At 68.4% G+C, this 22,422-nt stretch carries 20 protein-coding genes; 9 read left to right on the top strand and 11 right to left on the bottom strand.

The genetic code is table 11. The features are described from left to right. The first annotated feature begins 75 nt into the window (after positions 1–75). Together LGN10_RS28395 and LGN10_RS28390 are read left to right on the top strand one after the other, a co-directional pair. On the top strand, positions 76–2,439 hold the full coding sequence (locus LGN10_RS28395) for a UvrD-helicase domain-containing protein (RefSeq protein WP_059575855.1): 2,364 nt from the start codon (positions 76–78) through the stop codon (positions 2,437–2,439). Further along, positions 2,439–3,233 carry a 5'-methylthioadenosine/adenosylhomocysteine nucleosidase gene (locus LGN10_RS28390; RefSeq protein WP_413227168.1) on the top strand — a complete coding sequence of 265 codons (795 nt, stop codon included), beginning with the start codon at positions 2,439–2,441 and terminating at the stop codon, positions 3,231–3,233. The genes LGN10_RS28395 and LGN10_RS28390 overlap by 1 nt, the downstream gene beginning before the upstream one ends. A 68-nt stretch (positions 3,234–3,301) precedes the next feature. On the opposite strand, the gene LGN10_RS28385 is transcribed toward LGN10_RS28390, so the two are convergent. Further along, positions 3,302–4,537, bottom strand: a complete 1,236-nt coding sequence (locus tag LGN10_RS28385) for an MFS transporter (protein ID WP_059640682.1) — start codon at positions 4,535–4,537, stop codon at positions 3,302–3,304. A gap of 403 nt (positions 4,538–4,940) precedes the next feature. Between LGN10_RS28385 and LGN10_RS28380 the strand changes: the two genes are divergently transcribed. Further along, entirely contained in the window at positions 4,941–6,614 is a 1,674-nt protein-coding gene (locus LGN10_RS28380; protein ID WP_226225767.1) for a methyl-accepting chemotaxis protein, read from the top strand. Positions 6,615–6,635: 21 nt separating this feature from the next. Here LGN10_RS28380 and LGN10_RS28375 read toward each other — a convergent pair whose 3' ends face one another. The 4 genes from LGN10_RS28375 to LGN10_RS28360 are packed head-to-tail and all read right to left on the bottom strand — an operon-like array spanning position 6,636 to position 11,457. Then, a complete protein-coding gene (locus LGN10_RS28375; protein ID WP_060316250.1) occupies positions 6,636–7,511 on the bottom strand; it encodes an HlyD family secretion protein in 876 nt (291 codons plus the stop codon). Positions 7,512–7,523: 12 nt separating this feature from the next. Continuing rightward, positions 7,524–7,727 carry a DUF1656 domain-containing protein gene (locus tag LGN10_RS28370; RefSeq protein ID WP_006476212.1) on the bottom strand — a complete coding sequence of 68 codons (204 nt, stop codon included), beginning with the start codon at positions 7,725–7,727 and terminating at the stop codon, positions 7,524–7,526. Beyond that, the gene (locus tag LGN10_RS28365; RefSeq protein WP_226225765.1) at positions 7,724–9,928 is read right to left on the bottom strand and encodes an FUSC family protein; all 2,205 of its coding nucleotides are present in this window, start codon (positions 9,926–9,928) and stop codon (positions 7,724–7,726) included. The genes LGN10_RS28370 and LGN10_RS28365 overlap by 4 nt, the downstream gene beginning before the upstream one ends. 14 nt (positions 9,929–9,942) lie before the next feature. Continuing rightward, complete coding sequence (locus LGN10_RS28360; protein ID WP_367033307.1) at positions 9,943–11,457, bottom strand: efflux transporter outer membrane subunit; 1,515 nt, start codon at positions 11,455–11,457, stop codon at positions 9,943–9,945. 235 nt (positions 11,458–11,692) lie between these two features. On the opposite strand from LGN10_RS28360, the gene LGN10_RS28355 reads away from it, so the two are divergent. Further along, the gene (locus LGN10_RS28355; protein WP_059640691.1) at positions 11,693–12,634 is read left to right on the top strand and encodes a LysR family transcriptional regulator; all 942 of its coding nucleotides are present in this window, start codon (positions 11,693–11,695) and stop codon (positions 12,632–12,634) included. Positions 12,635–12,751: 117 nt separating this feature from the next. Continuing rightward, positions 12,752–12,904 carry a hypothetical protein gene (locus LGN10_RS28350; RefSeq protein ID WP_226225761.1) on the top strand — a complete coding sequence of 51 codons (153 nt, stop codon included), beginning with the start codon at positions 12,752–12,754 and terminating at the stop codon, positions 12,902–12,904. 58 nt (positions 12,905–12,962) lie between these two features. Here the strand turns inward: LGN10_RS28350 and LGN10_RS28345 are convergent, their stop codons facing one another. The 4 genes from LGN10_RS28345 to wrbA are packed head-to-tail and all read right to left on the bottom strand — an operon-like array spanning position 12,963 to position 16,277. Further along, positions 12,963–13,802: a metallophosphoesterase gene (locus tag LGN10_RS28345; RefSeq protein ID WP_104012262.1), complete on the bottom strand. Its 840-nt coding sequence runs from the start codon at positions 13,800–13,802 to the stop codon at positions 12,963–12,965. 25 nt (positions 13,803–13,827) lie between these two features. After that, positions 13,828–15,249: an FAD-binding oxidoreductase gene (locus tag LGN10_RS28340; protein ID WP_226225760.1), complete on the bottom strand. Its 1,422-nt coding sequence runs from the start codon at positions 15,247–15,249 to the stop codon at positions 13,828–13,830. Positions 15,250–15,267: 18 nt separating this feature from the next. After that, positions 15,268–15,660 carry a DUF2069 domain-containing protein gene (locus tag LGN10_RS28335; protein ID WP_059575836.1) on the bottom strand — a complete coding sequence of 131 codons (393 nt, stop codon included), beginning with the start codon at positions 15,658–15,660 and terminating at the stop codon, positions 15,268–15,270. After that, positions 15,657–16,277, bottom strand: a complete 621-nt coding sequence (wrbA, locus tag LGN10_RS28330; protein ID WP_226225759.1) for an NAD(P)H:quinone oxidoreductase — start codon at positions 16,275–16,277, stop codon at positions 15,657–15,659. Before wrbA ends, LGN10_RS28335 begins: the two co-directional genes overlap by 4 nt. A gap of 145 nt (positions 16,278–16,422) precedes the next feature. Between wrbA and LGN10_RS28325 the strand changes: the two genes are divergently transcribed. After that, complete coding sequence (locus LGN10_RS28325; RefSeq protein WP_060316235.1) at positions 16,423–17,751, top strand: YihY family inner membrane protein; 1,329 nt, start codon at positions 16,423–16,425, stop codon at positions 17,749–17,751. 15 nt (positions 17,752–17,766) lie between these two features. On the opposite strand, the gene LGN10_RS28320 is transcribed toward LGN10_RS28325, so the two are convergent. Continuing rightward, complete coding sequence (locus tag LGN10_RS28320) at positions 17,767–18,084, bottom strand: Mpo1-like protein (RefSeq protein WP_059640702.1); 318 nt, start codon at positions 18,082–18,084, stop codon at positions 17,767–17,769. 157 nt (positions 18,085–18,241) lie between these two features. On the opposite strand from LGN10_RS28320, the gene LGN10_RS28315 reads away from it, so the two are divergent. The 3 genes from LGN10_RS28315 (at position 18,242) to aroC (ending at position 22,146) form a co-directional block, all read left to right on the top strand. After that, positions 18,242–18,697: a CBS domain-containing protein gene (locus LGN10_RS28315; protein WP_034207093.1), complete on the top strand. Its 456-nt coding sequence runs from the start codon at positions 18,242–18,244 to the stop codon at positions 18,695–18,697. A gap of 139 nt (positions 18,698–18,836) precedes the next feature. After that, positions 18,837–20,771, top strand: a complete 1,935-nt coding sequence (locus tag LGN10_RS28310) for an MFS transporter (RefSeq protein ID WP_059575968.1) — start codon at positions 18,837–18,839, stop codon at positions 20,769–20,771. A gap of 274 nt (positions 20,772–21,045) precedes the next feature. Next, on the top strand, positions 21,046–22,146 hold the full coding sequence (gene aroC, locus LGN10_RS28305) for a chorismate synthase (protein ID WP_059575828.1): 1,101 nt from the start codon (positions 21,046–21,048) through the stop codon (positions 22,144–22,146). 151 nt (positions 22,147–22,297) lie between these two features. On the opposite strand, the gene LGN10_RS28300 is transcribed toward aroC, so the two are convergent. Next, the coding region (locus tag LGN10_RS28300; RefSeq protein WP_155630433.1) for a 4Fe-4S dicluster domain-containing protein at positions 22,298–22,422 on the bottom strand (125 nt) is incomplete at its 5' end.

Here is a 22,422-nt window from a genome sequence, read left to right as displayed (position 1 = left end):
GGTCGGCCACGGCATTGCACGCGACGGACTTATAATGTCGGGTCCGCATTTTTCTCGCCCGTCAGCTGCCGCTCCATGCCCGATCTGCTCGCCAATCTGAACCCCGAACAACTCGCCGCCGTCACGTTGCCGAACGAACCGGCGCTGATCCTCGCAGGGGCGGGCAGCGGCAAGACCCGCGTGCTGATCACGCGCATCGCGTGGCTGATCCAGCAGGGCTACGCATCGCCGCCCACCGTGCTCGCCGTCACCTTCACGAACAAGGCCGCGCGCGAGATGATGGCGCGCCTGTCGGCGATGATGCCGATCGACACGCGCGGGATGTGGATCGGCACGTTCCACGGCCTGTGCAACCGGATGCTGCGCACGCACTGGCGCGACGCCGGCCTGCCGCAGACTTTCCAGATCCTCGACACGGCCGATCAGTTGTCCGCGATCAAGCGGCTGATGAAGGCGGCCAACGTCGACGACGAAAAGTACCCGCCGAAGAACGTCCAGTACTTCATCAACAACGCGAAGGAGCAGGGGCTGCGCCCGGACAAGGTCGACGCGACCGACAACTTCAACCGCAAGTTCGTCGAGCTGTACCAGGCGTACGACCAGCAGTGCCAGCGCGAAGGCGTCGTCGACTTCCCCGAGCTGCTGCTGCGCTGCTACGAACTGCTCGCGTACAACGCGCCGCTGCGCGCGCATTACCAGGCGCGCTTCCGGCACATCCTCGTCGACGAATTCCAGGACACCAACAAGCTGCAGTACGCGTGGCTCAAGATGCTCGCGGGCGGCGAGAACGCGATCTTCGCGGTCGGCGACGATGACCAGTCGATCTACGCGTTCCGCGGCGCGAACGTCGGCAACATGCGCGACTTCGAAGACGAATTCCGCGTGCGCAACCTGATCAAGCTCGAGCAGAACTACCGTTCGCACGGCAACATCCTCGACGCGGCGAACCAGCTGATCTCGAACAACGCGCACCGCCTCGGCAAGAACCTGCGCACCGACGCCGGCCACGGCGAGCCCGTGCGCGTGTACGAAGCCAGCACCGATTCGCAGGAAGCCGGCTGGATCGTCGAGGAAATCCGTTCGCTGATCAATACCGGGATGGCGCGCAGTGAAGTGGCCGTCCTGTACCGCAGCAACGCGCAGTCGCGCTCGATCGAGCACACGCTGATGTCGTCGGGCATTCCGTACCGCGTGTACGGCGGCCTGCGCTTTTTCGAGCGGCAGGAAGTGAAGCACGCGCTCGCGTACCTGCGCCTGATCGACAACCCGAACGACGACACCGCATTCGCACGCGTCGTGAACTTCCCGACCCGCGGAATCGGCGCGCGCTCGGTCGAGCAACTGGCCGACGCGGCGCGCCTGTACGGCTGCTCGATGGCCGCCGCGATTCCGTACGTGACCGGCAAGGCCGGCACGAGCCTCGGCGGGTTCGCGAACCTGATCGCGAAGATGCGCGCCGACACGCAGCACATGAACCTGCCCGACACCGTCGAGCACATCGTGCGCGCGAGCGGCCTCGCCGATTTCTACCAGGGCGAGCGCGAAGGCCAGGATCGCCTGGAAAACCTTCAGGAACTCGTGAACGCGGCCACCGCGTTCATCGCCGAGGAAGGCTACGGGCTCGACACGCCGGCTCGCTCGATCCCGCTGCGCGCGGGCGCGATCGCGGCGCCCGAGCTGGGCACGGCGACCGACGATCCGGCGCTCGACGTGCTCGATGCGGCGTCGCCCGCCGACCCCGCCCAGAACCCCGACACGATGACGCCGCTCGCCGGCTTCCTGTCGCACGCGTCGCTGGAGGCCGGCGACAACCAGGCGCAGGCCGGCCAGGACGCGGTGCAGCTGATGACCGTGCACGCGGCGAAGGGGCTCGAATTCTCGGCCGTGTTCATCACGGGGCTCGAGGAAGGGCTGTTCCCGCACGAGAACAGCGTGCTCGAATCGGACGGCCTCGAGGAAGAGCGCCGGCTGATGTACGTCGCGATCACGCGCGCGAAGGAGCGCCTCTACCTGTCGTTCGCGCAAAGCCGGATGCTGCACGGCCAGACCCGCTACAACGTGCGCTCGCGCTTCTTCGACGAACTGCCGGAGCACGTGCTGAAGTGGCTCACGCCGAAGGTCGAGGCCGGCTCGCGCTGGGGCGGGCGCTCGGACAACGCCGGTTACGGGCGCGACTGGTTCGCGCGCCCCGGCGGCGGCAGTCGCGAGCAGATCGTCGACGCGGCCGTGTCCGCGCCGCTGCCCGCGTTCGCGGACAAGCAGCGCGCGGCCGACGCCGGCTTCCGGGTCGGCCAGCAGGTATTCCATACGAAGTTCGGCGAAGGCACGGTCACCGCGCTCGAAGGCAACGGCACCGATGCGAAGGCGCAGGTGAAGTTCAAGCGCCACGGCGAGAAGTGGCTCGCGCTCGCGGTCGCGAAACTGCAGGCGGTGGAATGATGGACGTCGACCTGGGTGTTGCGCCTGCCGCGCGTCCGCTCGGCATTCTGGCCGCGCTGCCGGAGGAACTCGGCGACCTGATCGCCGCGATGCGCGCCGACGGCGCGATGAAGACGGTCACGCTCGGCCGCCGCGATTATCACGTCGGCACCGTGCACGGCGCGGCCTGCGTCGTCACGCTCGCGCGGGTCGGCAAGGTCGCGGCCGCCGCGACGGTCAGCGCGCTGATCCACGTGTTCGGCGTGTCGGGCGTGGTGTTTACCGGCGTCGCGGGCGGTGTGTCGCGCACGGTGCGCGTCGGCGACGTCGTCGTGGCCGATACGCTGCTGCAGCACGATCTCGACGCATCGCCGCTCTTTCCGCGCTACGAGGTGCCGCTGCTCGGCATCACGCGTTTCGCGACCGACGCGGCGCTGACGGCCCGCTTGCGGGCCGCGTGCGCGCTGTTCGTCGACGAAGAGGGCGCGCGGTTCGCCGAGCGCTTCGGGTTCGCCGGCGCGGCGCTGCACGCGGGGCTCGTCATCAGCGGCGACCGCTTCGTGTCGAGCGAGCGGGAAGTGCTCGCGCTGCGCGACGCGCTGCCGGACGCGCTCGCGGTCGAAATGGAAGGCGCGGCGATCGCGCAGGTGTGCGCCGAACACGACGTGCCGTTCGCGCTCGTGCGCACGATCTCCGATACGGCCGACGACCACGCGACGCAATCGTTCTCGCACTTCCTGTCGGCGATCGCGGGCAGCTACTCGTCCGGCATCCTCAAGCGTTTCCTGACGCTGCATGCGACGACGGCGGCCTGAAGCCGCCGTCGAACCCTTCTCCATTCGAATCGGCCGGCCGCGGCGCGTGTGCCGCGGCCGGCCGTTCGTCATGCCTGCTTGCGCCCGCTGCCTTCGAGGTTCGGCAGGAACACCGTCAGCACGCCGATCAGCGGCAGGAACGAGCACACCTTGTAGACGAACGGGATGCTCGTCGCGTCCGCGAGCTGGCCGAGCACGGCGGCACCCACGCCGCCCAGGCCGAACGCGAAGCCGAAGAACAGGCCCGCGACCATCCCGACCTTGCCGGGCATCAATTCCGTCGCATAGACGAGGATCGCGGCGAACGCCGACGCCAGCACGACGCCGATGATCACGGTCAGCACGCTCGTCCAGAACAGGTTCGCGTACGGCAGCAGCATCGTGAACGGCGCGACGCCGAGGATCGACACCCAGATCACGTACTTGCGGCCGATCCGGTCGCCGACCGGGCCGCCGATCAGCGTGCCGGCCGCCACCGCCGCGAGGAACACGAACAGGTGGATCTGCGCGGCCTGAACCGACAGGTGGAACTTGTCGATCAGGTAGAACGTGAAATAGCTGTTGATGCTCGCGAGGTAGAAGTACTTCGAGAACACGAGCAGCACCAGCACGCCGATCGCCCCCATCACGCGGCCGCGCGACAGCGTCGGGTGGCCGGCCGACGCGGCCTTCTTCTTCATCGACGGATGCTTCTTGTACCAGTGGCCGATCTGCGTGAGCACGATCATCGCGACGAGCGCGGCCGCCGAGAACCACGCGATGCTGTGCTGGCCGTGCGGAATGATCACGAGCGCGGCAAGCAGCGGCCCGAGCGCGGAGCCTGCATTGCCGCCCACCTGGAACACCGACTGCGCGAGCCCGTGCCGGCCGCCCGACGCCATCCGCGCGACCCGCGACGATTCGGGATGGAACACCGACGACCCGCAGCCGACGAGCGCGGCGGCCACGAGCAGCATCGGGAAATTCGACGCCGCCGACATCAGCAGCAGCCCCGCGAGCGTGAAGCCCATGCCGACCGGCAGCGAATACGGCTTCGGACGCTTGTCGGTATAGAGGCCGACGAGCGGTTGCAGCAAGGACGCGGTGATCTGGTAAGTGAGCGTGATCAGGCCGATCTGCGCGAACGACAGCGCGAACTGGCTCTTGAGCATCGGGTAGATCGCGAGGATCAACGACTGGATCATGTCGTTGAGCATGTGCGAGAAGCTGATCGCGCCGAGCACCGGGTAGACGGTGCGGGCAACGGGCGGTGCGGACGGCTGGGCGGCGGCTGCGCCGGCCCGGGAGTCGAGGCTGGTTTCCATGTGAGCTGAACGAGTTGAGGTGGCAGGCGCGCTCTGTTGGGATCGGCGCGTGGGTTGATTCGTTGATGCGTCAAAGAAGTGTAATGTGGCGTATCAAGAATGTCAGGCCAAGTTTTATCGCGAATCGGACATTCGTCGGACGGATCGGCTGCTGCGTGCTTTTTGGACGGGTATAACGCTGGCGGCGCGTCCGCCCTTCGGCGGGGCCGCGCCGGGGCCCGGTGCGTGTTTTTCCGGACTCAAGAAACGGCGGTGGCGGCCGTAGAACGACCCAATGACGACACGCGCGCCGCGCCTGGCGCCGGCTACCCGCCGGGCGGGCGCAGGACGCGCGGCATGGCCTGCCATCGCGGGACAGCCGGACCGACCTTTCCGGCAGCGTGATCCATACGGGGATAGTTCGATGAAAGCAGCATCTTTGCATCCACAGCCCGGTGCGGCAGCCGCCGCATCCGACGTCGCCGCCGGTCGCGTCACGCGACGCGCGCGAGCGGCGCGCCGAGAGCGCCGGCCGTGGACCGTCAAGGCGACGTTGCGCGCCGCATTCGCGATCCTGCTGGCCGGTACGCTCGCGATCGGCGTGTTCTCGCTGTGGCAGATCAGCCGGCTGAACGCGTCGATCGCGTCGGTCTACGAGCAGGGCCACGTCGCGAGCCGGGCGGCGGCGGAGGTGCGGGCCGAGGTGCTGCGCGCGAGCCGCGCGCAGAAGATGCTGCTGACCGCGACCACCGCGAAGGAGCGTGACGAACTCGGCGCCGAAGTGAGCGCGGGGCTCGCGTCGATCGGCCAGGCGCTCGGCACGCTGCAGCGCTATGCGGATCCGGCCGACGCCGGCGATTCGGCGCGGCTGCGCGCGTTCTCGACGGCGGTCGGCACGTGGAGCGCGCATCTGCGCGATTTCGTCACGCTGGTGCGCGCGCAGCCGCTCGACCTGTCGCAGATGAACTGGCAGGTCGGCACGCAGGACGTGTCGCTGCTGGTCGAAACCAGCAAGCTCGAAAAACTCGTCGCCGAACTCGTGAAGACGCGCGGCGAAAAGTCGAAGGCGACGCTCGATGCGTCCGCGACCATTTTTTCGTCGTCGTTCGCGATGATCGCGGCAATGACGGCCGCGCTGATCGTGCTGGCCGTCGCGATCGCCGAACGCGTCGTACGACGCCTCGCGTCGCAGCTCGGCGGCGAGCCCGCGCTTGCGAAGGAGATTGCCGCGGACATCGCACGCGGCGACCTGACGCGGCCGATCACGCTCGGCCGGCACGATCGCGACAGCATGGTGCGCGCGCTGGCCGAGATGCAGACGGGGCTCGCGGCAACCGTGGGCGAGATCGCGGTGAGCGCCGAAGCCATCGCGGCCGCGTCCGGCGAGATCTCGACCGGCAACCTCGACCTGTCGCGGCGCACCGAGCAGCAGGCCGTCGCGCTCGAGCGCACCGCGGCCAGCATGGAGCAGCTCACGTCGACCGTGCGGCAGAACGCCGAGAACGCGCGGCAGGCGAGCACGCTCGCGGCCAATGCGTCGGCGGTGGCGGAGACGGGCGGGGAAGTCGTCGGGCGCGTGGTCGCGACGATGAGCGAGATCGACGACAGCGCGAAGAACATCCGCGACATCATCGGCACGATCGAGGGGATCGCGTTCCAGACCAACATTCTCGCGTTGAACGCGGCGGTCGAGGCCGCGCGCGCCGGCGAGCAGGGGCGCGGTTTCTCGGTGGTCGCCGGAGAGGTGCGGCTGCTCGCCCAGCGCTCGGCGACCGCGGCCAAGGAGATCCGGGAACTGATCGGCGCGTCGGTCGAGCGCGTGGCGAACGGTGCGGCGCTCGCACACGACGCCGGCCGCACGATGAACGACGTGGTGCGTGCGGTCAAGCGCGTGACCGACATCATCGGCGAGATTTCGGCGGCGTCGGACGAGCAGAGCGCGGGGATCGACGAGATCGGTCGCGCGGTCACGCAGATGGACGCCGGCACCCAGCAGAACGCGGCGCTCGTCGAACAGGCGGCCGCGGCCGCGAACGCGCTCGACGAGCAGGCACAGGCATTGAAGGCGCTGGTCGGGCGCTTCCGCATCGCACACTGAGCGTGCGGCGCGCCCCGCCGATCACCGCTTCTTCTGCTTGTCCGGATCGATGATGACCGTGCAGGTCGTGCCCGCCGACAGCACCACGTCGGCCGGCACTTCGTCGATCTTGATGCGCACCGGCACGCGCTGCGCGAGACGCACCCAGTTGAAGGTCGGGTTCACGTCCGCGACGAGGTCGCGGCTTTGCGGGTTGTCGCGATCGTAGATGCCGCGCGAGATGCTCTCGACGTGGCCCTTCATCACGCCGCCGCTCATCAGCCGCATTTCGGCCGGCGCGCCGATCTTCACGCGCGGCAGCTTGGTTTCCTCGAAGTAGCCGTAGACCCAGAACGAGTGGCTGTCGACGATCGCGAGCTTCGCCTGGCCGGCCACCGCGTAGTTGCCCTTGAAGGTCTGCAGGTTCGTGATGTAGCCGTCGACCGGCGCGACGACGCGCGTGCGTTCGAGGTTGAGCTTCGCGGCGTCGAGCGCGGCGAGCGCCTGCTGGTACTGTGCTTCGGCGCTCGATGCGCTGTGCGCCGCGTTCTCGCGGTTTTCCTTCGACACGACGAGCGCATCGAGGTCCGCGCGGCGGGCCGCATCGTCGCGGCGCATCTGCAGTTCCGCGCGGCGGGCGGCCACCGCCGCCTGCGCCTGCTCGACCGCGATCTGGTAGTGCGACGGATCGATCTGCATGATCAGGTCGCCTTTCTTCACGAGCTGGTTGTCATGCACGGGCAGCTCGACGATCGCGCCCGACACGTCCGGCGCGACGTTGACGATCTCCGCGCGCACGCGCCCGTCGCGCGTCCACGGATCGTCCATGTAGTGCACCCACAGCGAGCGCCCGATCAGGATCGCGACGAGAAGGATGACGGCGGTCGCGACGAAGCCGAAGAGTTTTCTGAGCATCATGATGGTTCGGAATCAACGGTAAACGGCAAGACTCAGTCCGCCGCAAATGCAGACGAGAAGGCAGGCCCGGAACAGCGACGGGTGCCAGACGAGACGGTAGAGGCCCGTGTAGGCGAGCAGGCGGTCGACGGCCCAGGTCGCGATCGCGCCGAGGACGAACATCAGCACCACCGTGGGCATGTAGGCATCGAGAATGGCGATTTCACGCGGCATCATGACGAGGTTCCTGGTTGGGGACGCACGGGGCGGTTGCGGTTGAGCGGCTCGAGCGGCGATTCCGGGTCGAGCAGCGCGGTCCGCACGAAATGCAGATGGCTCAGGATGCGCTGCAGCCGGTGGCGCTCTTCACGCGACGGCTCGACCGCGTCGAGCGTTTGCCGGGTCGCGTCGATCGCCGCATTGGTCGCGGCGAGCGTCGCGTCGAAGCGCGCGGCGCTCGGCTTCGAGAACAGCGCGGACAGCGCCGTGCGCATCGTCTCGATCGCGCGCCGCCACGGCATCGTGCTCGCATAGCGCGGGTCGGGCGGCAGCGCCGCAAGCTCGTGACGCAGGTCGATCGTCGCGTTGCCGGCTTCGAGCACCGCGAACATCCAGCGCAGCGCGTCGCGCTGCACGTCGGGCTGGTCGGCCGACAGCGTGTGCGCCTGGTACATCAGGTCGCGCGCGCCGCTTTCGAAGCGCGTGCGCAGGCCCGCGAGCCGTGCGTGGCCGGCCGCGACGACCTGATGGCGCAGATCGGCGAACAGCCGTTTCTTGAGCCACGGGGCGGTCGGCGGGAACAGCACCGCGAACGCGATCGCCGATACCGCCATCGACAGCACGAGCGCGAGCGAATCGTTCATGAAGCCGGTCGGGTCGTAGTGCGTGATGTTGTCCGGGCCGGCGAGGAAGCAGAAGAAAATCAGGTAGCCCATCCCGTAGCCGGCGAGCTTCGGCTTCAGCGTCATGTAGATGCCGATCGCGAGCAGCGGCGCGAGCGCGACGCACAGCAGCGGGAAGCCGTCGATGTGCGGATAGATCCCGAACGTCAGCAGGAAGCCCGTACAGACGGCGAGCGCCGTGCCCATGCCCATCTGCGCGGACATCGCGGTCGGGCGCGGCGTCGACGACGCGAGCGCGCAGGTGGCCGCCGCCGTGAGCGTCATCGTCACGCCGCTCGGCCACGCGGTCTCGATCCAGAACCAGCCGAGCACGAGAATCACGGTCGCGGTGCGGATCGCCGCGATCACCGTCGCCGTCGCGTTGGTGCGCGGCTCGTAGCGTTCGATCCAGCGTTCGCGCTCGTGCGTCGCGCTCGACAGCGACGCGTAGGTGGCCGCGTACTCGTGCAGGTCGGTGATGAAGCGGTACAGCAGTTCGGCGGCCGTATCGAAGTCGAGCAGCGGAAAGTCCGGCCGCGTTTCGAGCGCCGCGCGCGTCGCGCGGATGCGGCGCGGCAGCGCGTCGCGCCACGCGAGCAGTTGCGCGGCCGCATGGCCGGCGTCGGCCGACGTGCGCACCGGTTCGCCGGCCGGCGTCAGCAGCAGCGGCGCGATTTCGCGGAAGTACGGCTCGATCGCGTCGATCGCGGCCTGCGCGCCGGTCGCATGCAGCCGGTTCATCAACTGATGCAGCGCATGGAAGCGGCTCGACGCGCTCATGAACTCGCTGTTCAGCCGCGCGAGGCGGCCGCTGCGCATCCGCGTGTCCGGATCCTCGAACACGGCCATGCTGCGTGCGGCCTCGAACCCGACCACGTCGGCGACGAAGCGCGTATGGATGGTTTCGATATGCGCACGGTCGAGCTGGCCCGAAAGCGTCGACGCGACGTAATCGACGAAGGTGCCGAAGCGCTTGCGTACCGTCGTGCGCATCTGCTCGCCCGTGTACTGCGGGAACACGAGCGCGCTGACGACGCCGGCCGACACGATCCCGACCATGATTTCGGCCACGCGCGTCAGCGCGCTCATGAACGCGCCGTCCGGGTGCTGCGACGCGGGCAGGCCGATCAGCGCGGTCGTGTAGCCGGCCAGCAGGAAGCCGTAGCTGCGGAAGTTGCGGTTGCGCGCGGCGCCCGCCGTGCACAGTGCGATCCACAGCGCGATCGCCAGCAGGAACAGTTGCGGCTGCTGCGGGAACAGCCCGACGAAGGTGAGCGTCGCGATCAGCCCGAAGATCGTGCCGGCGACCCGGTAGAAGCTCTTCGCGAGCACGGCGCCGCTTTGCGGCTGCATCACGATGAACACGGTCGTCATCGCCGTTTTCGGCGCGGGCAGGTCGAGCCGCATCGACACGCCGGTCGCGATGAACGCGGCAAGCAGCGCCTTGAACAGGTAGAGCCACGCGGCGCCGTCGGTGCGGGCCCAGTCGCCGAACGCGGCGTACCAGGCCGCGAATGCACCGCCGGCGGGCGTGGAAGCGGGGGAGGAGGCTGACATGGCGGCGCTCCGCGTTACCGTGCGTCCGGCGCGGCGGACGCGTCGGCGGTTGCGACCTGCGCGGGCCGGCCGACGGCGGCCGCGGGCTTCGTGCCCGATGCGGCGGCTGGCGCGGCGGCGCCGACGGCGGCTTCGTCCTTCGGCGGTGGGTCGCCCCGGCCATCCGTGCCCGTCTCGACCCCGCCGCCGAGCGCGGCCATCAGCTGCGCGTGCGCGGCGAGGCGTTCCGCGTCGATGCGGGCGGCCGTCTCCTGCGCGCGCAGCAGTTGCTGTTGCGCGACCAGCACGTTCACGTAATCGGTCAGCCCGCGGCGGAAGCCTTCGCGCGACAACTGATAGCTGCGATTGTTGGCCGCCACCGAGCGCGCGGCGTCCTTCTTCTGCGTCTCGAGTGAGCGAATCCGCACGACCTGGTCGGCGATGTCCTTGAGCGCGCCGACGATCGTCTGGTTGTAGCGCTCGACCGCCTGGTCGTAGCCGGCATTCGCGGCGCCGAGCTGCGCACGCAGCCGGCCGCCTTCGAAGATCGGCAGCGACAGCGCGGGGCCGGCCGTCCAGCCGCCGTTCATCGCGCGCAGGAAGTCGGTGAACGGCGCGGTCACGCCGAAGCCGCCGACCGTCGCGAGCAGGTCGATGTTCGGGTAGAACGACGCCTTCGCGACGTCGATGCCGCGCGCCTGCGCGTCGACCGTCCAGCGCGCCGCGACGACGTCGGGGCGGCGGCCGAGCAGGTCTGCCGGCAGCGCCGATGGCAGGCCGGCCGGCGCGTCGAGCGCAAGCTGCGGCCGCTTGATCGCGTCGCCGGCGCCCGGGCCCTTGCCGGCCAGCGCGGCGAGCTGGTGGCGCGCGAGCTGGATCGCTTCTTCATAGGTGTCGATCTGGCGCTCGTAGTCGGGCAGCGTCGATTCCGCCTGGCTGACTTCGAGTTGCGTGCCGATGCCGGCCTGCAGCCGCTTGCGCGCGAGATCGGCGAGCGAGCGCTGGCGTTCGAACGTTTCATGCGCGAGATCCAGCAGCGCGTAGTTCATCGACATGCCGACATACGCGCGCACCACGTTCACTTCAAGTTCGAGCTTCGCCGCCCGTGCGTCGGCGGCGGTCGCGTGCGCGGTGTCGAGCGCGCGTTCGGTTGTGTTCTTGTCCTTGCCCCACAGGTCGAGGTGGTACGACAGGCCGAGCGTGCCGGTATTGTTCCAGGTGTCGGCGTTCGCGAGCGGGCCCGGGCCGTAGTACACGTTGTCCGGCCAGTGCTCGCGCATCAGCGACAGATTGCCGTTGATCTGCGGCAGTTCGGCCGAACGGGCGACGCGCGCCATGGCCTGCGCTTCGCGCACGCGTGCTCTCGCCGCCGCCAGGGTGGGGTTGCCGGCCTGCGCGGCGGCGATCCATGCATCGAGCTGCGGATCGCGGTACGCGCGCCACCAGTCGGCGGCGGGCCAGCCCGCGTCGCGGTCCGCCGCGCGGATGGCCGCGCCGGCGTCGAGCGCGTTCGCTTCGATGCGGGTGGACTGGGTCCGGTTGTCGCCCATGCTCGCACAGCCGGCCATTATTAATGAGATTGCAAGAACCGCAAGTGCGAACGTCCCTGTTTTTCCCCGAGACTGCACGATTTTCTCCCTTTCGGATATAGATGGGTCGGGGGGGATTATATTTTTCAGCGATTCCTGAATAAACCGGCAACGGCGAAACTCATTTTTACGAATCCTGGGATAATATTGGCTAGCGGATGTGCAACAATCCCTCCGCATTCAAACGGGTAGTGGGATGGATACGTTACAAAACATGCGGGTATTCGTCCGCGTGGTCGACGCGGGCAGCTTTACCGCGGCCGCCCAGCAGATGAATTCGACCACCGCCTACGCGTCGCGCGCGGTCTCGGATCTCGAGGCCCACCTGCGCACGCGCCTCCTGAACCGCACGACGCGCCGGATCGCGCTGACCGAAGCCGGCGAGCGCTATCTGCAGCGCTGCGAACAGATCCTCGCTTACGTCGACCAGGCCGAAGCCGAGGCCGGCGACGCGCATGCGCGCCCGTCCGGCAAGCTGAAGGTCCATTGCTTCACGAGCCTCGGCCAGCACTATCTGGTGCCGGCCATCGCGCGCTACCGCACGCGCTATCCGGACGTGCACGTCGAGCTCACGCTCGCGCAGCGGATGCCTGACCTGCTGGACGAGGGGTACGACGTCGCGATCGTCGTCGGACGCGATCTGCCCGATTCGGGGCTCGTGTCGCAGCGGCTCGGCGAAAGCTACAGCGTCGTCTGCGCATCGCCCGGCTACATCGAGTCGCACGGCGTGCCGCAGCGGCCGGCCGACCTCGCGCAGCACGTGTGCCTCGGGATGGTCGCGCCGGGCTTTCACTTCGACGAATGGGCGCTGGCGGGGCCGAACGGCGACGAAGTCGTGCCGATCACGGCGCCGCCGTTTCGCGTGAACGTCGCCGAGGCGCTCGCGGTGGCCGTGCGGGAAGGGATGGGCGTCGGCGGGCTGCCGCTCTATTCGGCGATCGGCTGGCTGCGCAGCGGGCACATCGTGCGCGTGATGCCCGAGTACCGGTCGCACGTGATGAACATCTACGCGCTGTATCCGTCGCGGCAGTACCTCGACGCGAAAATCCGGACCTGGGTCGATTTCCTGCGCGACGAGCTGCCGGTCACGCTCGAAGCGGACGAAGCGGCGCTCGAACAGTACACGCATGCGACATGACAGCGCGGTGGGCCGCAATCTGACGAGATTTGTCCTTCACGCAACATTTTTTTACGAACGCGTGTCGGACAGTTTGATACTGTTGGAATTAACGAGATACATCACACCGGAGTAGCGATGGATACGCACCTGATGATCGGCCTTGGCGTCCTGCTGGGCGCGGTTGCCGCCGCGGCGGCAGGCCGCGACCTACTGCGTGCGATGAAGGCGAAGGCGCAGATGAAGCCCGTGCCGGTCCGCGTGCGCGAGCCGCGCCGCCCCGGCCGCTGATCCCGCCGTCACGCTTCAGGTCTGGAAGGCCGCGCCACGCGGCGGCCCGGGCCGGCGCTCAGCCGAGCTCGACGACCTTGTCCCACGCGAACGCGGGGTTTTCCCATTCGCCGGTGCGCCGGTGAAAGTAGCCGCGCGGATTGCACACCACGCGCGTGCCGCTGTCCGTCACGTAATCGAATGACGTATGCGTGTGGCCGTGCAGCCACAGATCCACCGGCGGTCGCACCAGGTCCGCCATGTCCGTCACGAACCCCGCCGAAGCAAGATCGTCCGCATAGCGTTGCGCCAGCGAGCGCCGGTGCGGCGCATGATGGGTGACGACGATCGTCTTGCCCGCGAACGGCGCCGCCAGCTGCGCTTCCAGCCATGCGCGCCCTTGCCGGTGCAGCGCGATCGCGTCGGCCGGCGAGAAATCCCGGTCCGGTGCGTCCGGCGCACTCGCTGCCGCATGCAACGCCGCGTCGTGCGGCCAGGTCACCTGGATCAATCCCTTGAAATCGAGCATCACGCGCAGCGCGGCATCGATCGCGCGCGCGACGCTGGCTTCGTCTCGGCCGAACAGCGAGAAATCGGCCCAGAGCGTCGTGCCCAGCACGCGAAAGCGTTGCGCGGGATCGACGTAGACGCCGTTGTTCAAGTAGTGCACGTTGTCGAGCGCATGCGCCGCGTCGCGCATCGCCGTTTCCAGCGCGCCGAATTCCCCGTCGTAGTACTCGTGATTGCCGGGCACGTAGATCACCGGCACCGCGGGGTCGAACGTCTCGGCGGCCCAGCGCAGGCCTTCCGCGTGATTGTGGATGTCGCCGGCCAGCACGACGAGATCCGCGTCGGCATGCGGGATCGCGTCGGGCAGGTTGCTTTCGAGATGCAGGTCGGACAGGACGCGGACTTTCACGGGATTGGCTCCGGAGTAGGCGGCTTCAGCGCAGGACCTTGCCGGGATTCATCAGGCCGCGCGGGTCGAGCGCGGTCTTCAGCGTGCGCATCAGCGCCGTTTCGACCGGCGACTTGTAGCGTTGCGCGTCGTCGATCTTCAACTGGCCGATGCCGTGCTCCGCGCTGATCGTGCCGTGGTGGCGGTGCACGTTGTCGTAGACGATCCGGTTGATCGGCACCTGGAACGCGGCCAGGAACGCCTTCGCATCGCCGCCTTCGGGCATCTGCACGTTGTAGTGCAGGTTGCCGTCGCCGAGGTGGCCGAACGTGACCATCCGCGCGCCCGGCGCGGCCTGCTGGATCGCCGCGTCGGTCTCGTCGATGAAGCGCGCGATCGACGAGATCGGCACCGCGATGTCGTGCTTGATGTTGAGCCCTTCGTCGGCCTGCGCGAGCGGGATGTGCTCGCGCAGGTCCCAGAACGCACGCGATTGCGCGAGGTTCTCCGCGACCACCGCGTCGACCACGAGCCCGGCCTCGAACGCTTCTTCCATCAGCTTCTCGAACAGCGCGCGCGCATGTGCTTCGCTTTCGTTGTCGGACAGCTCCAGCAGCACCGTCTGCGCATGCGTTTGCGCGAACGGGTAGCGCAGTTGCGGATAGTGCTTGCCGACCAGCTGCATGCAGAAATCCGACATCAGCTCGAAGCCGGTCAGCAGCGGTCCGGCCGCGCGCTGCGCGAGCGCGAGGAAATCGAGCGCCGCGTGCGGCGATTCGAGCGCGGCCAGTGCCGTGACCTGCGCGGCCGGCAGCGGATGCAGCTTCATCACGGCCGCCGTGATGATCCCGAGCGTGCCTTCGGCGCCGATGAACAGGTCGCGCAGGTCGTAGCCCGTATTGTCCTTGCGCAACCCGCGCAGCCCGTCCCAGATTTCGCCCTGGGGCGTCACGACCTCGAGCCCGAGGCACAGCTCGCGCGCGTTGCCGTAGCGCAGCACCGCGGTGCCGCCCGCATTGGTCGACAGGTTGCCGCCGATCGTGCAGCTGCCTTCCGCCGCGAGGCTCAGCGCGAACAGCCGGCCGCCTTCGCGGGCACGCGCCTGCACGTCGGCGAGGATCACGCCGGCTTCGACGGTGATCGTGTTGTTGTGCGGATCGAGCGCGCGCACGCGGTTCAGGCGCGCGACGCTCAGCACGGCCTGGCTGCCGCTCGCATCGGGCGTCGCGCCGCCCGCGAGCCCCGTGTTGCCGCCCTGCGGCACGAGCGCGATGCCGTGCGCGTTGGCCAGCTTCACGAGTGCGGCGACTTCGGCCGTGTTCGCGGGCTTCAGCACCGCGCACGCCGCGCCCTTGTAGCGGCGGCGCCAGTCGGTGAGGAACGGTTCGGTATCGTGCGGATCGGTCAGCACGTGGTCGGCGCCGATCGCGTCGCGGCACGCGGAAACGAAAGCTTCGGAGGACATCATCACCTTGTCGCGTAAGGGTCAGGACGTGGCGCGCGGCTTTTTCGCCGCGCGCTTGAACGGCGCGACGTAAGCCAGCGCCGCGACGAAGAAGCCGACGGCAAGCGCGGTCTCGCACCAGCCCAGCGTCGCGGACAGCCCGCGATCGGACATGCCGCGCACGATACCTTCGGCAAGATAGACGAGGATCAGCATGCTCGCCCACTGCATCGTATAGATGTTACGCCGCCAGACGCCGGGCAGCGCGAGCGCGAGCGGCACGGCCTTGAGCATCAGCGCGGAGCCGCCGGGGCGCAGCGGCGCGAGCCACAGCTCCCAGGCGAGCGACAGCGCGATCAGCGCGACGAGACACGCGGCGGCAGCCAGCGCGTAGTGCGGCCGGGCCGCGACGGCGGAGCGGGCGGGGGCGTTCATGCCGCCTCGGCGGCCGGGGCGCTGGAAAGGGCCGCGGCGGCGCGCGCGAGCCGTACGCCGAGCGCGGCCGCGAGCGCCTTCTCGTCCGCGGACAGTCCGCCTGGTGACGACCGATCGTGCTGCGCGACGTGCGACGCGCCGTACGGTGTGCCGCCGGTACGTGTCGTGCTGAGGGCGGATTCGGTGTACGGGATCCCGACGATCATCATCCCGTGATGCAGCAGCGGCAGCATCATCGACAGCAGCGTCGATTCCTGGCCGCCGTGCAGGCTGCCCGTCGACGTGAACACGCTCGCGGGCTTGCCGGTCAGCGCGCCCGACAGCCATTGCGGCGTCGTGCCGTCGAGGAAATACTTGAGCGGCGCGGCCATGTTGCCGAAGCGGGTCGGCGAGCCGAGCGCGAGGCCCGCGCATTCCTCGAGGTCGCGCAGTTCCGCGTAGGGCGGGCCGTCGGCCGGGATGTCGGGGGCGGTGGCTTCGCAGACGGCCGACACGGGCGGCACGGTGCGGATGCGCGCCTGCATGCCCGGCACGCTGTCGATGCCGTTCGCGATCGCGAGCGCGAGATCGCGCGTGGCGCCGTGGCGGCTGTAATAGAGGACGAGAATGTCTTTCATGGGCGACGGAGCCGCGTGCGGCCGCGCGCATGCCCGGTGCAGTCGGCCCCTGCTGGAATCGAGCGGCTATTATAGGGGCTGAAGCCGTCGCGCAGCGCGGCGGCGGCGCGCCGTGACGCGCGCGGCATCAAGAAGGAGAAGCCGTTTGCCGAAGTTGAGCGTTGATCTCGATACCATCAAGCGCCTCGCGCAGTTCGCGGCCCGGCGCAGCGCCGAGGATCGCATCCCGCAGGTGGCGGGCAGCCTGACCTTCACGACGCTGCTGGCGCTCGTGCCGCTGCTGACGGTCGCGTTCGCGTTGTTCACCGCGTTCCCGATGTTCGCGTCGTTCCAGATCTCGCTGCAGGGGTTCCTCGCCGATCACCTGATGCCCGCGCAGTTCAACATCCAGATCTTCAAGTACCTGAACCAGTTCGCATCGAAGGCCAAGGGGCTGACGACGGCCGGCCTGATCGTGCTCGTCGTCACGTCGGTGATGACGATGATGACGATCGAATCGGCGTTCAACCTGATCTGGCGCGTGCGCAAGCCGCGGCCGTTCGCGCAGCGCGTGCTCGCGTACTGGGCGCTGATCACGCTCGGGCCGTTGCTGTTCGGCGTGAGCCTGTCGATCTCGTCGTACCTGTTCACGCAATCGCTCGCGTTCACCGGCGCGGGGCCGTCCACGTCGATCGTCGAGTGGCTGCTCGCGCTCGCGTCGTTGCCGTTGACGGTGCTCGCGTTCACGCTGCTGTACGTGTACCTGCCGAACTGCGCGGTCGCATGGCGCGATGCGGTGATCGGCGGGCTGTTCGCGGCCATCGCGTTCGAGCTCGCGAAGCGCGGCTTCGGCTACTACGTCCGGCGCATTCCGACATATACGGCTGTCTACGGCGCGTTCGCGGCGCTGCCGGTGTTCCTGCTGTGGGTGTATTTGAGCTGGTTCATCGCGCTGCTCGGCGCGATGGTCGCGTCGGCGCTGCCGGCGATTCGGGTGGGCCAGTTTCACCGCATCCATTATCCGGGGAGCGACCTGCTCGACGCGCTCGAACTGCTCGCGCGGCTCGCCGAAGCGCGCGCGGCCGGCAAGCGCGGCTACACGGCGATGCGGCTCGCGACGATGCTGCGCTGCGACATGGAAACCGCGCAGCGCTTGCTGACGACGATGGAGGAGCGGGAATGGGTCGCGCGGCTCGAGGGCGGCGACGAGGCCACGCCGCGCTACATCCTGCTCGCGAACCCGGAGCAACTGACGCTCGCGCAACTGTTCGACGTGCTGGTGATCGACCGCGCGGAGTTGACCTACCAACTGGAGCGGCGCCGCAGCCACGTCGAAGGCGCGGCGCTGCTCGCGGTACTGTCGAGCGACCGGTTCGACGTGACGCTCGCATCGCTGATCGCCGCGCACCGGCTCGCGGGCGGGCAGCCGGCCGGGAACGCCGGCGCGGCGCCGCGCGTGGACGATCCGCACGCGCGGCCGCCGCGGCCTGCGTGAAGGCGGGGCGGGCGGCTACAGCGGGATCTTGCCGGTGCAGATGTCCTTGAACATCACCCAGTCGCCCATCAGGCTGTAGATCGGGTGTCGGAACGTGGCCGGACGGTTCTTCTCGAAGAAGAAGTGCCCGACCCACGCGAACCCGTAGCCGCACACGACCGCGGCCGGCAGCCAGGGCCAGTGGCCGGTCGCGACCGCCATCGCGACGCAGCCGATCACGCCGAGCGAGCCGATGAAGTGCAGCCGCCGCGACGTCAGGTTCCGGTGCTCGTTCAGGTAATACGGGTAGAAGTCAGCGAAGCTGGCGAATTGCTCCGTATGCGTATGCGCCATGGCCGTCTCCTCGGGCCGCCGTTCACAAGGCCATTGTGCGGCCGGCGGCCGGCGTCCGCAAGCGGCGGCGGGCCGCCGCGCGGGCCCGTGCTTTCCTTTTGACAGGCTTTCCGATAGGATCGAAAGAGATTTTGCATTCAAGCATGAGGGGACTACGATGCGCGTCAGCGATATTCTGAAAGTGAAGGGCAACACGCTGTTTACCGTGACGCCCGATAAGCCGCTGCGCGAAGCGGTCGATACGATGGCCGAACACGACATCGGTTCGCTCGTCGTGATGGAGTACGGCGATCTCGTCGGGATGCTGACGTTCCGCGAGATCATCCTGCGCCTGCGCGAAAATGGCGGCGCGATCGGCGACGTGCAGGTGCGCAAGGTGATGGACGAGCCGCTCACGTGCACGCCGGAAACGGACGTCAACGAAGTGCGCCGGATGATGCTCGAGCGTCACGCACGCTACATGCCGGTGCTCGACAAGAAGGTGCTGATGGGCGTCATTTCGTTCTACGACGTCGCGAAGACGGTCGTCGAGGCGCAGAGCTTCGAGAACCGGATGCTGAAGGCATACATCCGCGACTGGCCGGAATCGGAAGCCGAAGCGCACAAGCCGTGAATCGCGCCGCGCCCGGCACGTCGATGCATGGGCGCCGCCATCCGGCACGCGGCGGCGCAGGCATGGCCTGCGCCGCTTTTTTTTCAACAACGACACGAGGCCCGCGCAGCTTCGCCCAGACGATGCGCGCGTATTCCGCATGAGCGATCACACGCAAGCCACTTCGGGGCGGCGCGACGAACGGCGCGCCCACGCATCGCAGTTCGACCTGCTGCGCGAGCGCCGCTTCGCGCCGTTCTTCACGACCCAGTTCCTCGGCGCGCTGAACGACAACGTCTTCAAGATCGGCTTCACGTCGCTCGTCACGTATCACACCGCACGGTTTTCCGGCGTCGATGCGAAGACGGCCGCGTTCCTGATTTCCGCGATCTTCATTCTGCCGTTCGTGCTGTTCTCGGCCACCTCCGGCCAGATCGCCGACAAATACGACAAGGCGACTCTCACGCGCTTCGTGAAATCGTTCGAGATCGTGCTGATGTTGGTCGGCGCGGCCGGCTTCGTCACGCACAGCGCGACGCTGCTGTATCTGTGCACGTTCATGATGGGCATGCACTCGACGCTGTTCGGGCCCGTCAAGTATTCGTACCTGCCGCAGCATCTCGGCGAACATGAGCTGGTCGGCGGCAACGGGCTCGTCGAGATGGGCACGTTCATCGCGATCCTGATCGGCACGATCATCGGCGGCGCGGCGGCCGGCATCGAAGGCAGCGGCGAACGCGTGCTCGCGGTGAGCGTCGTCGTCATCGCGCTGGCGGGGCGGCTCGTCGCGCAGCGCGTGCCGCCCACGCCCGCGCCGCAGCCCGACCTCGTGATCAACTGGAACCCGGTCAGCGAGACCTGGCGCAACCTGAAGCTCGCGCGCCAGAACCGCACGGTGTTCCTGAGCCTGCTCGGCATCTCGTGGCTGTGGTTCGTCGGCGCGACGTTCCTCACGTCGTTCTTCAATTTCGCGAAGGACGTGCTGTCCGCCAGCCCCGACGTCGTCACGATCCTGCTCGCGACCTTCTCTGTCGGCATCGGCCTCGGCTCGCTGCTGTGCGAGCGGCTGTCGCAGCGGCGCGTCGAGATCGGCCTCGTGCCGCTCGGCTCGATCGGCATCAGCGTGTTCGCCATCGAGTTGTATTTCGCGAGCCACGCGCTGCCGTCGCCCGGCCATCTGCTGTCGGTCGGCGAATTCCTGGCCGGTGCGCGCCACTGGCGGATTCTCGCCGACCTGTTCCTGCTCGCGATGTTCGGCGGCTTCTACAGCGTGCCGCTGTACGCGCTGATCCAGAGCCGCAGCGCGCCGACCCACCGCGCGCGGATCATCGCCGCGAACAACATCCTCAACGCGCTGTTCATGATCCTGTCGGCCGTGATGGCGATGGGGTTGACCAAGGCCGGCGTCGACATCCCGGGGCTGTTCCTCGTCACCGCGCTGCTGAACGTGGTCGTCGCGACGTATATCTACCTGCTCGTGCCCGAGTTCCTGCTGCGCTTCGTCGCGTGGGTGCTCGTGCATACGTTCTACCGGATCCGCCTCGTGCACGCGGAGCGGATTCCGGCGGAAGGCGCGGCGGTGCTCGTGTGCAATCACGTGAGCTACGTCGATGCGCTCGTGCTGGCCGCCGCGAGCCCCCGGCCGATTCGTTTCGTGATGGATCACCGGATCTTCAAGACGCGTTTCGCGAGCTGGGTATTCCGGCACGCGAAGGCGATCCCGATCGCGCCGCGCCACGAGGATGCCGCGATGCTCGCGCGTGCGTACGACCTGTGCGAGGCAGCACTGAAGGACGGCGAACTCGTGTGCATCTTCCCCGAGGGCAAGCTGACGAAGACGGGCGACATCAACACGTTTCACCACGGCATCACCGAGATCCTGAGCCGCACGCCGGCGCCGGTGATCCCGATGGCGCTGCGCGGGCTGTGGGGCAGCTATTTTTCGCGGCATGCCGATGCGCGGATGCCGCGGCCGATCAAGCGCGGCGTGATGAGCCGGCTGACGCTGGCGGTCGGCGAGCCGATCCCGGCGTCGATGGCGACGCCCGAAGCGCTGCAGGCGGCAGTGACCGAGCTGCGCGGCGCGCGGAAGTAGGCGCGGCGGCCGGGTGCGGGTTGCCGGTAACCGGTTGCCGCGCGGCGACGAGCGCGGCGAGCCGCACGGCCTGCCCGGCCCCGGTGCGGCCGAGCGACCGCAGGCCACGCCGCGGCCACGGCCTGCCCGGGTGATCTGAACGGTTCACACGGCCCGCGGGCCCGGGACGGCTGGCATAATAGCGGTTTACCTCTTTTTCGACCGGCAAACGATCGACCTGCCCGCGGCCCCGGCAGCGCATCGGTTTGCCCATTTCTCTTTGGGCGGTTCCATCATGTCCGGCAATACCCTCGGCACGCTTTTCACTGTCACGACCTTCGGCGAATCGCACGGTCCCGCGATCGGCTGCGTGATCGACGGCTGCCCGCCGGGGATGGGGTTGACCGAAGCCGACATCCAGGTCGAACTCGATCGCCGCAAGCCGGGCACGTCGCGGCACGTGACGCAACGGCAGGAGGCCGACGAGGTCGAGATCCTGTCGGGCGTGTTCGAAGGCGTGACGACCGGCACGCCGATCGCGCTGCTGATCCGCAACACCGACCAGCGCAGCAAGGATTACGGCAACATCGTCGAGACGTTCCGTCCCGGCCACGCCGACTACACCTACTGGCAGAAATACGGCATCCGCGACTACCGCGGCGGCGGCCGCTCGTCCGCGCGCCTGACCGCGCCGATCGTCGGCGCCGGCGCGGTCGCGAAGAAGTGGCTGCGCGAGCGCTTCGGGGTCGAGGTGCGCGGCTACATGAGCGCCCTCGGCGAGATCGACGTGCCGTTCGTCGACTGGTCGCATGTGCACGAGAACCCGTTCTTCTCGCCGAACGCGGCGGTCGTGCCGGAGCTCGAGGCGTACATGGATGCGCTGCGCAAGGACGGCGATTCGATCGGCGCGCGCATCGATGTCGTCGCGTCGGGCGTGCCGGTCGGCTGGGGCGAACCGGTATTCGACCGGCTCGATGCCGATATCGCGAAGGCGATGATGAGCATCAACGCGGTGAAGGGCGTCGAGATCGGCGCGGGCTTCGACAGCGTCGCGCAGCGCGGCTCGGTGCACGGCGACGAACTGACGCCGGCCGGCTTCGTCGGCAACCACGCGGGCGGCGTGCTCGGCGGGATTTCGACGGGGCAGGACATCACCGTGTCGATCGCGATCAAGCCGACGTCGAGCATTCGCACGCCGCGCCGCTCGATCACGAAGTCCGGCGAAGAGGCGACGGTCGAAACCTTTGGCCGCCACGATCCGTGCGTCGGTATTCGTGCGACGCCGATTGCCGAATCGATGCTCGCGCTGGTGCTGATCGACCATGCGCTGCGCCATCGTGCGCAGTGCGGCGACGTCGAGACGTCGACGCCGAAGATCGCCGGCAGCGCGACCTGATACGAAGCAGGTTGGGGCGCGGCGCGTGTCGCCTCGTCCGGCAAACGATGAATGCAAGCGGGGCGCTGCGTGATGCAGCGCCCCGTTTCGTTTGCGGCGGTGTGCCGTGACCCACGCAAAACGCGCCGCTCGTGGCGGCGCGTCCCGGTCGTTACATGTTCGGGTAATTCGGCCCGCCGCCGCCTTCGGGCGTGACCCACACGATGTTCTGCGTCGGGTCCTTGATGTCGCAAGTCTTGCAGTGCACGCAGTTCTGCGCGTTGATCACGAGCCGAT

The organism is Burkholderia sp. AU32262 (genome assembly GCF_020419985.1).
GTDB lineage: Bacteria > Pseudomonadota > Gammaproteobacteria > Burkholderiales > Burkholderiaceae > Burkholderia > Burkholderia semiarida.
This window is presented reverse-complemented; position numbering and strand designations above follow the sequence as displayed.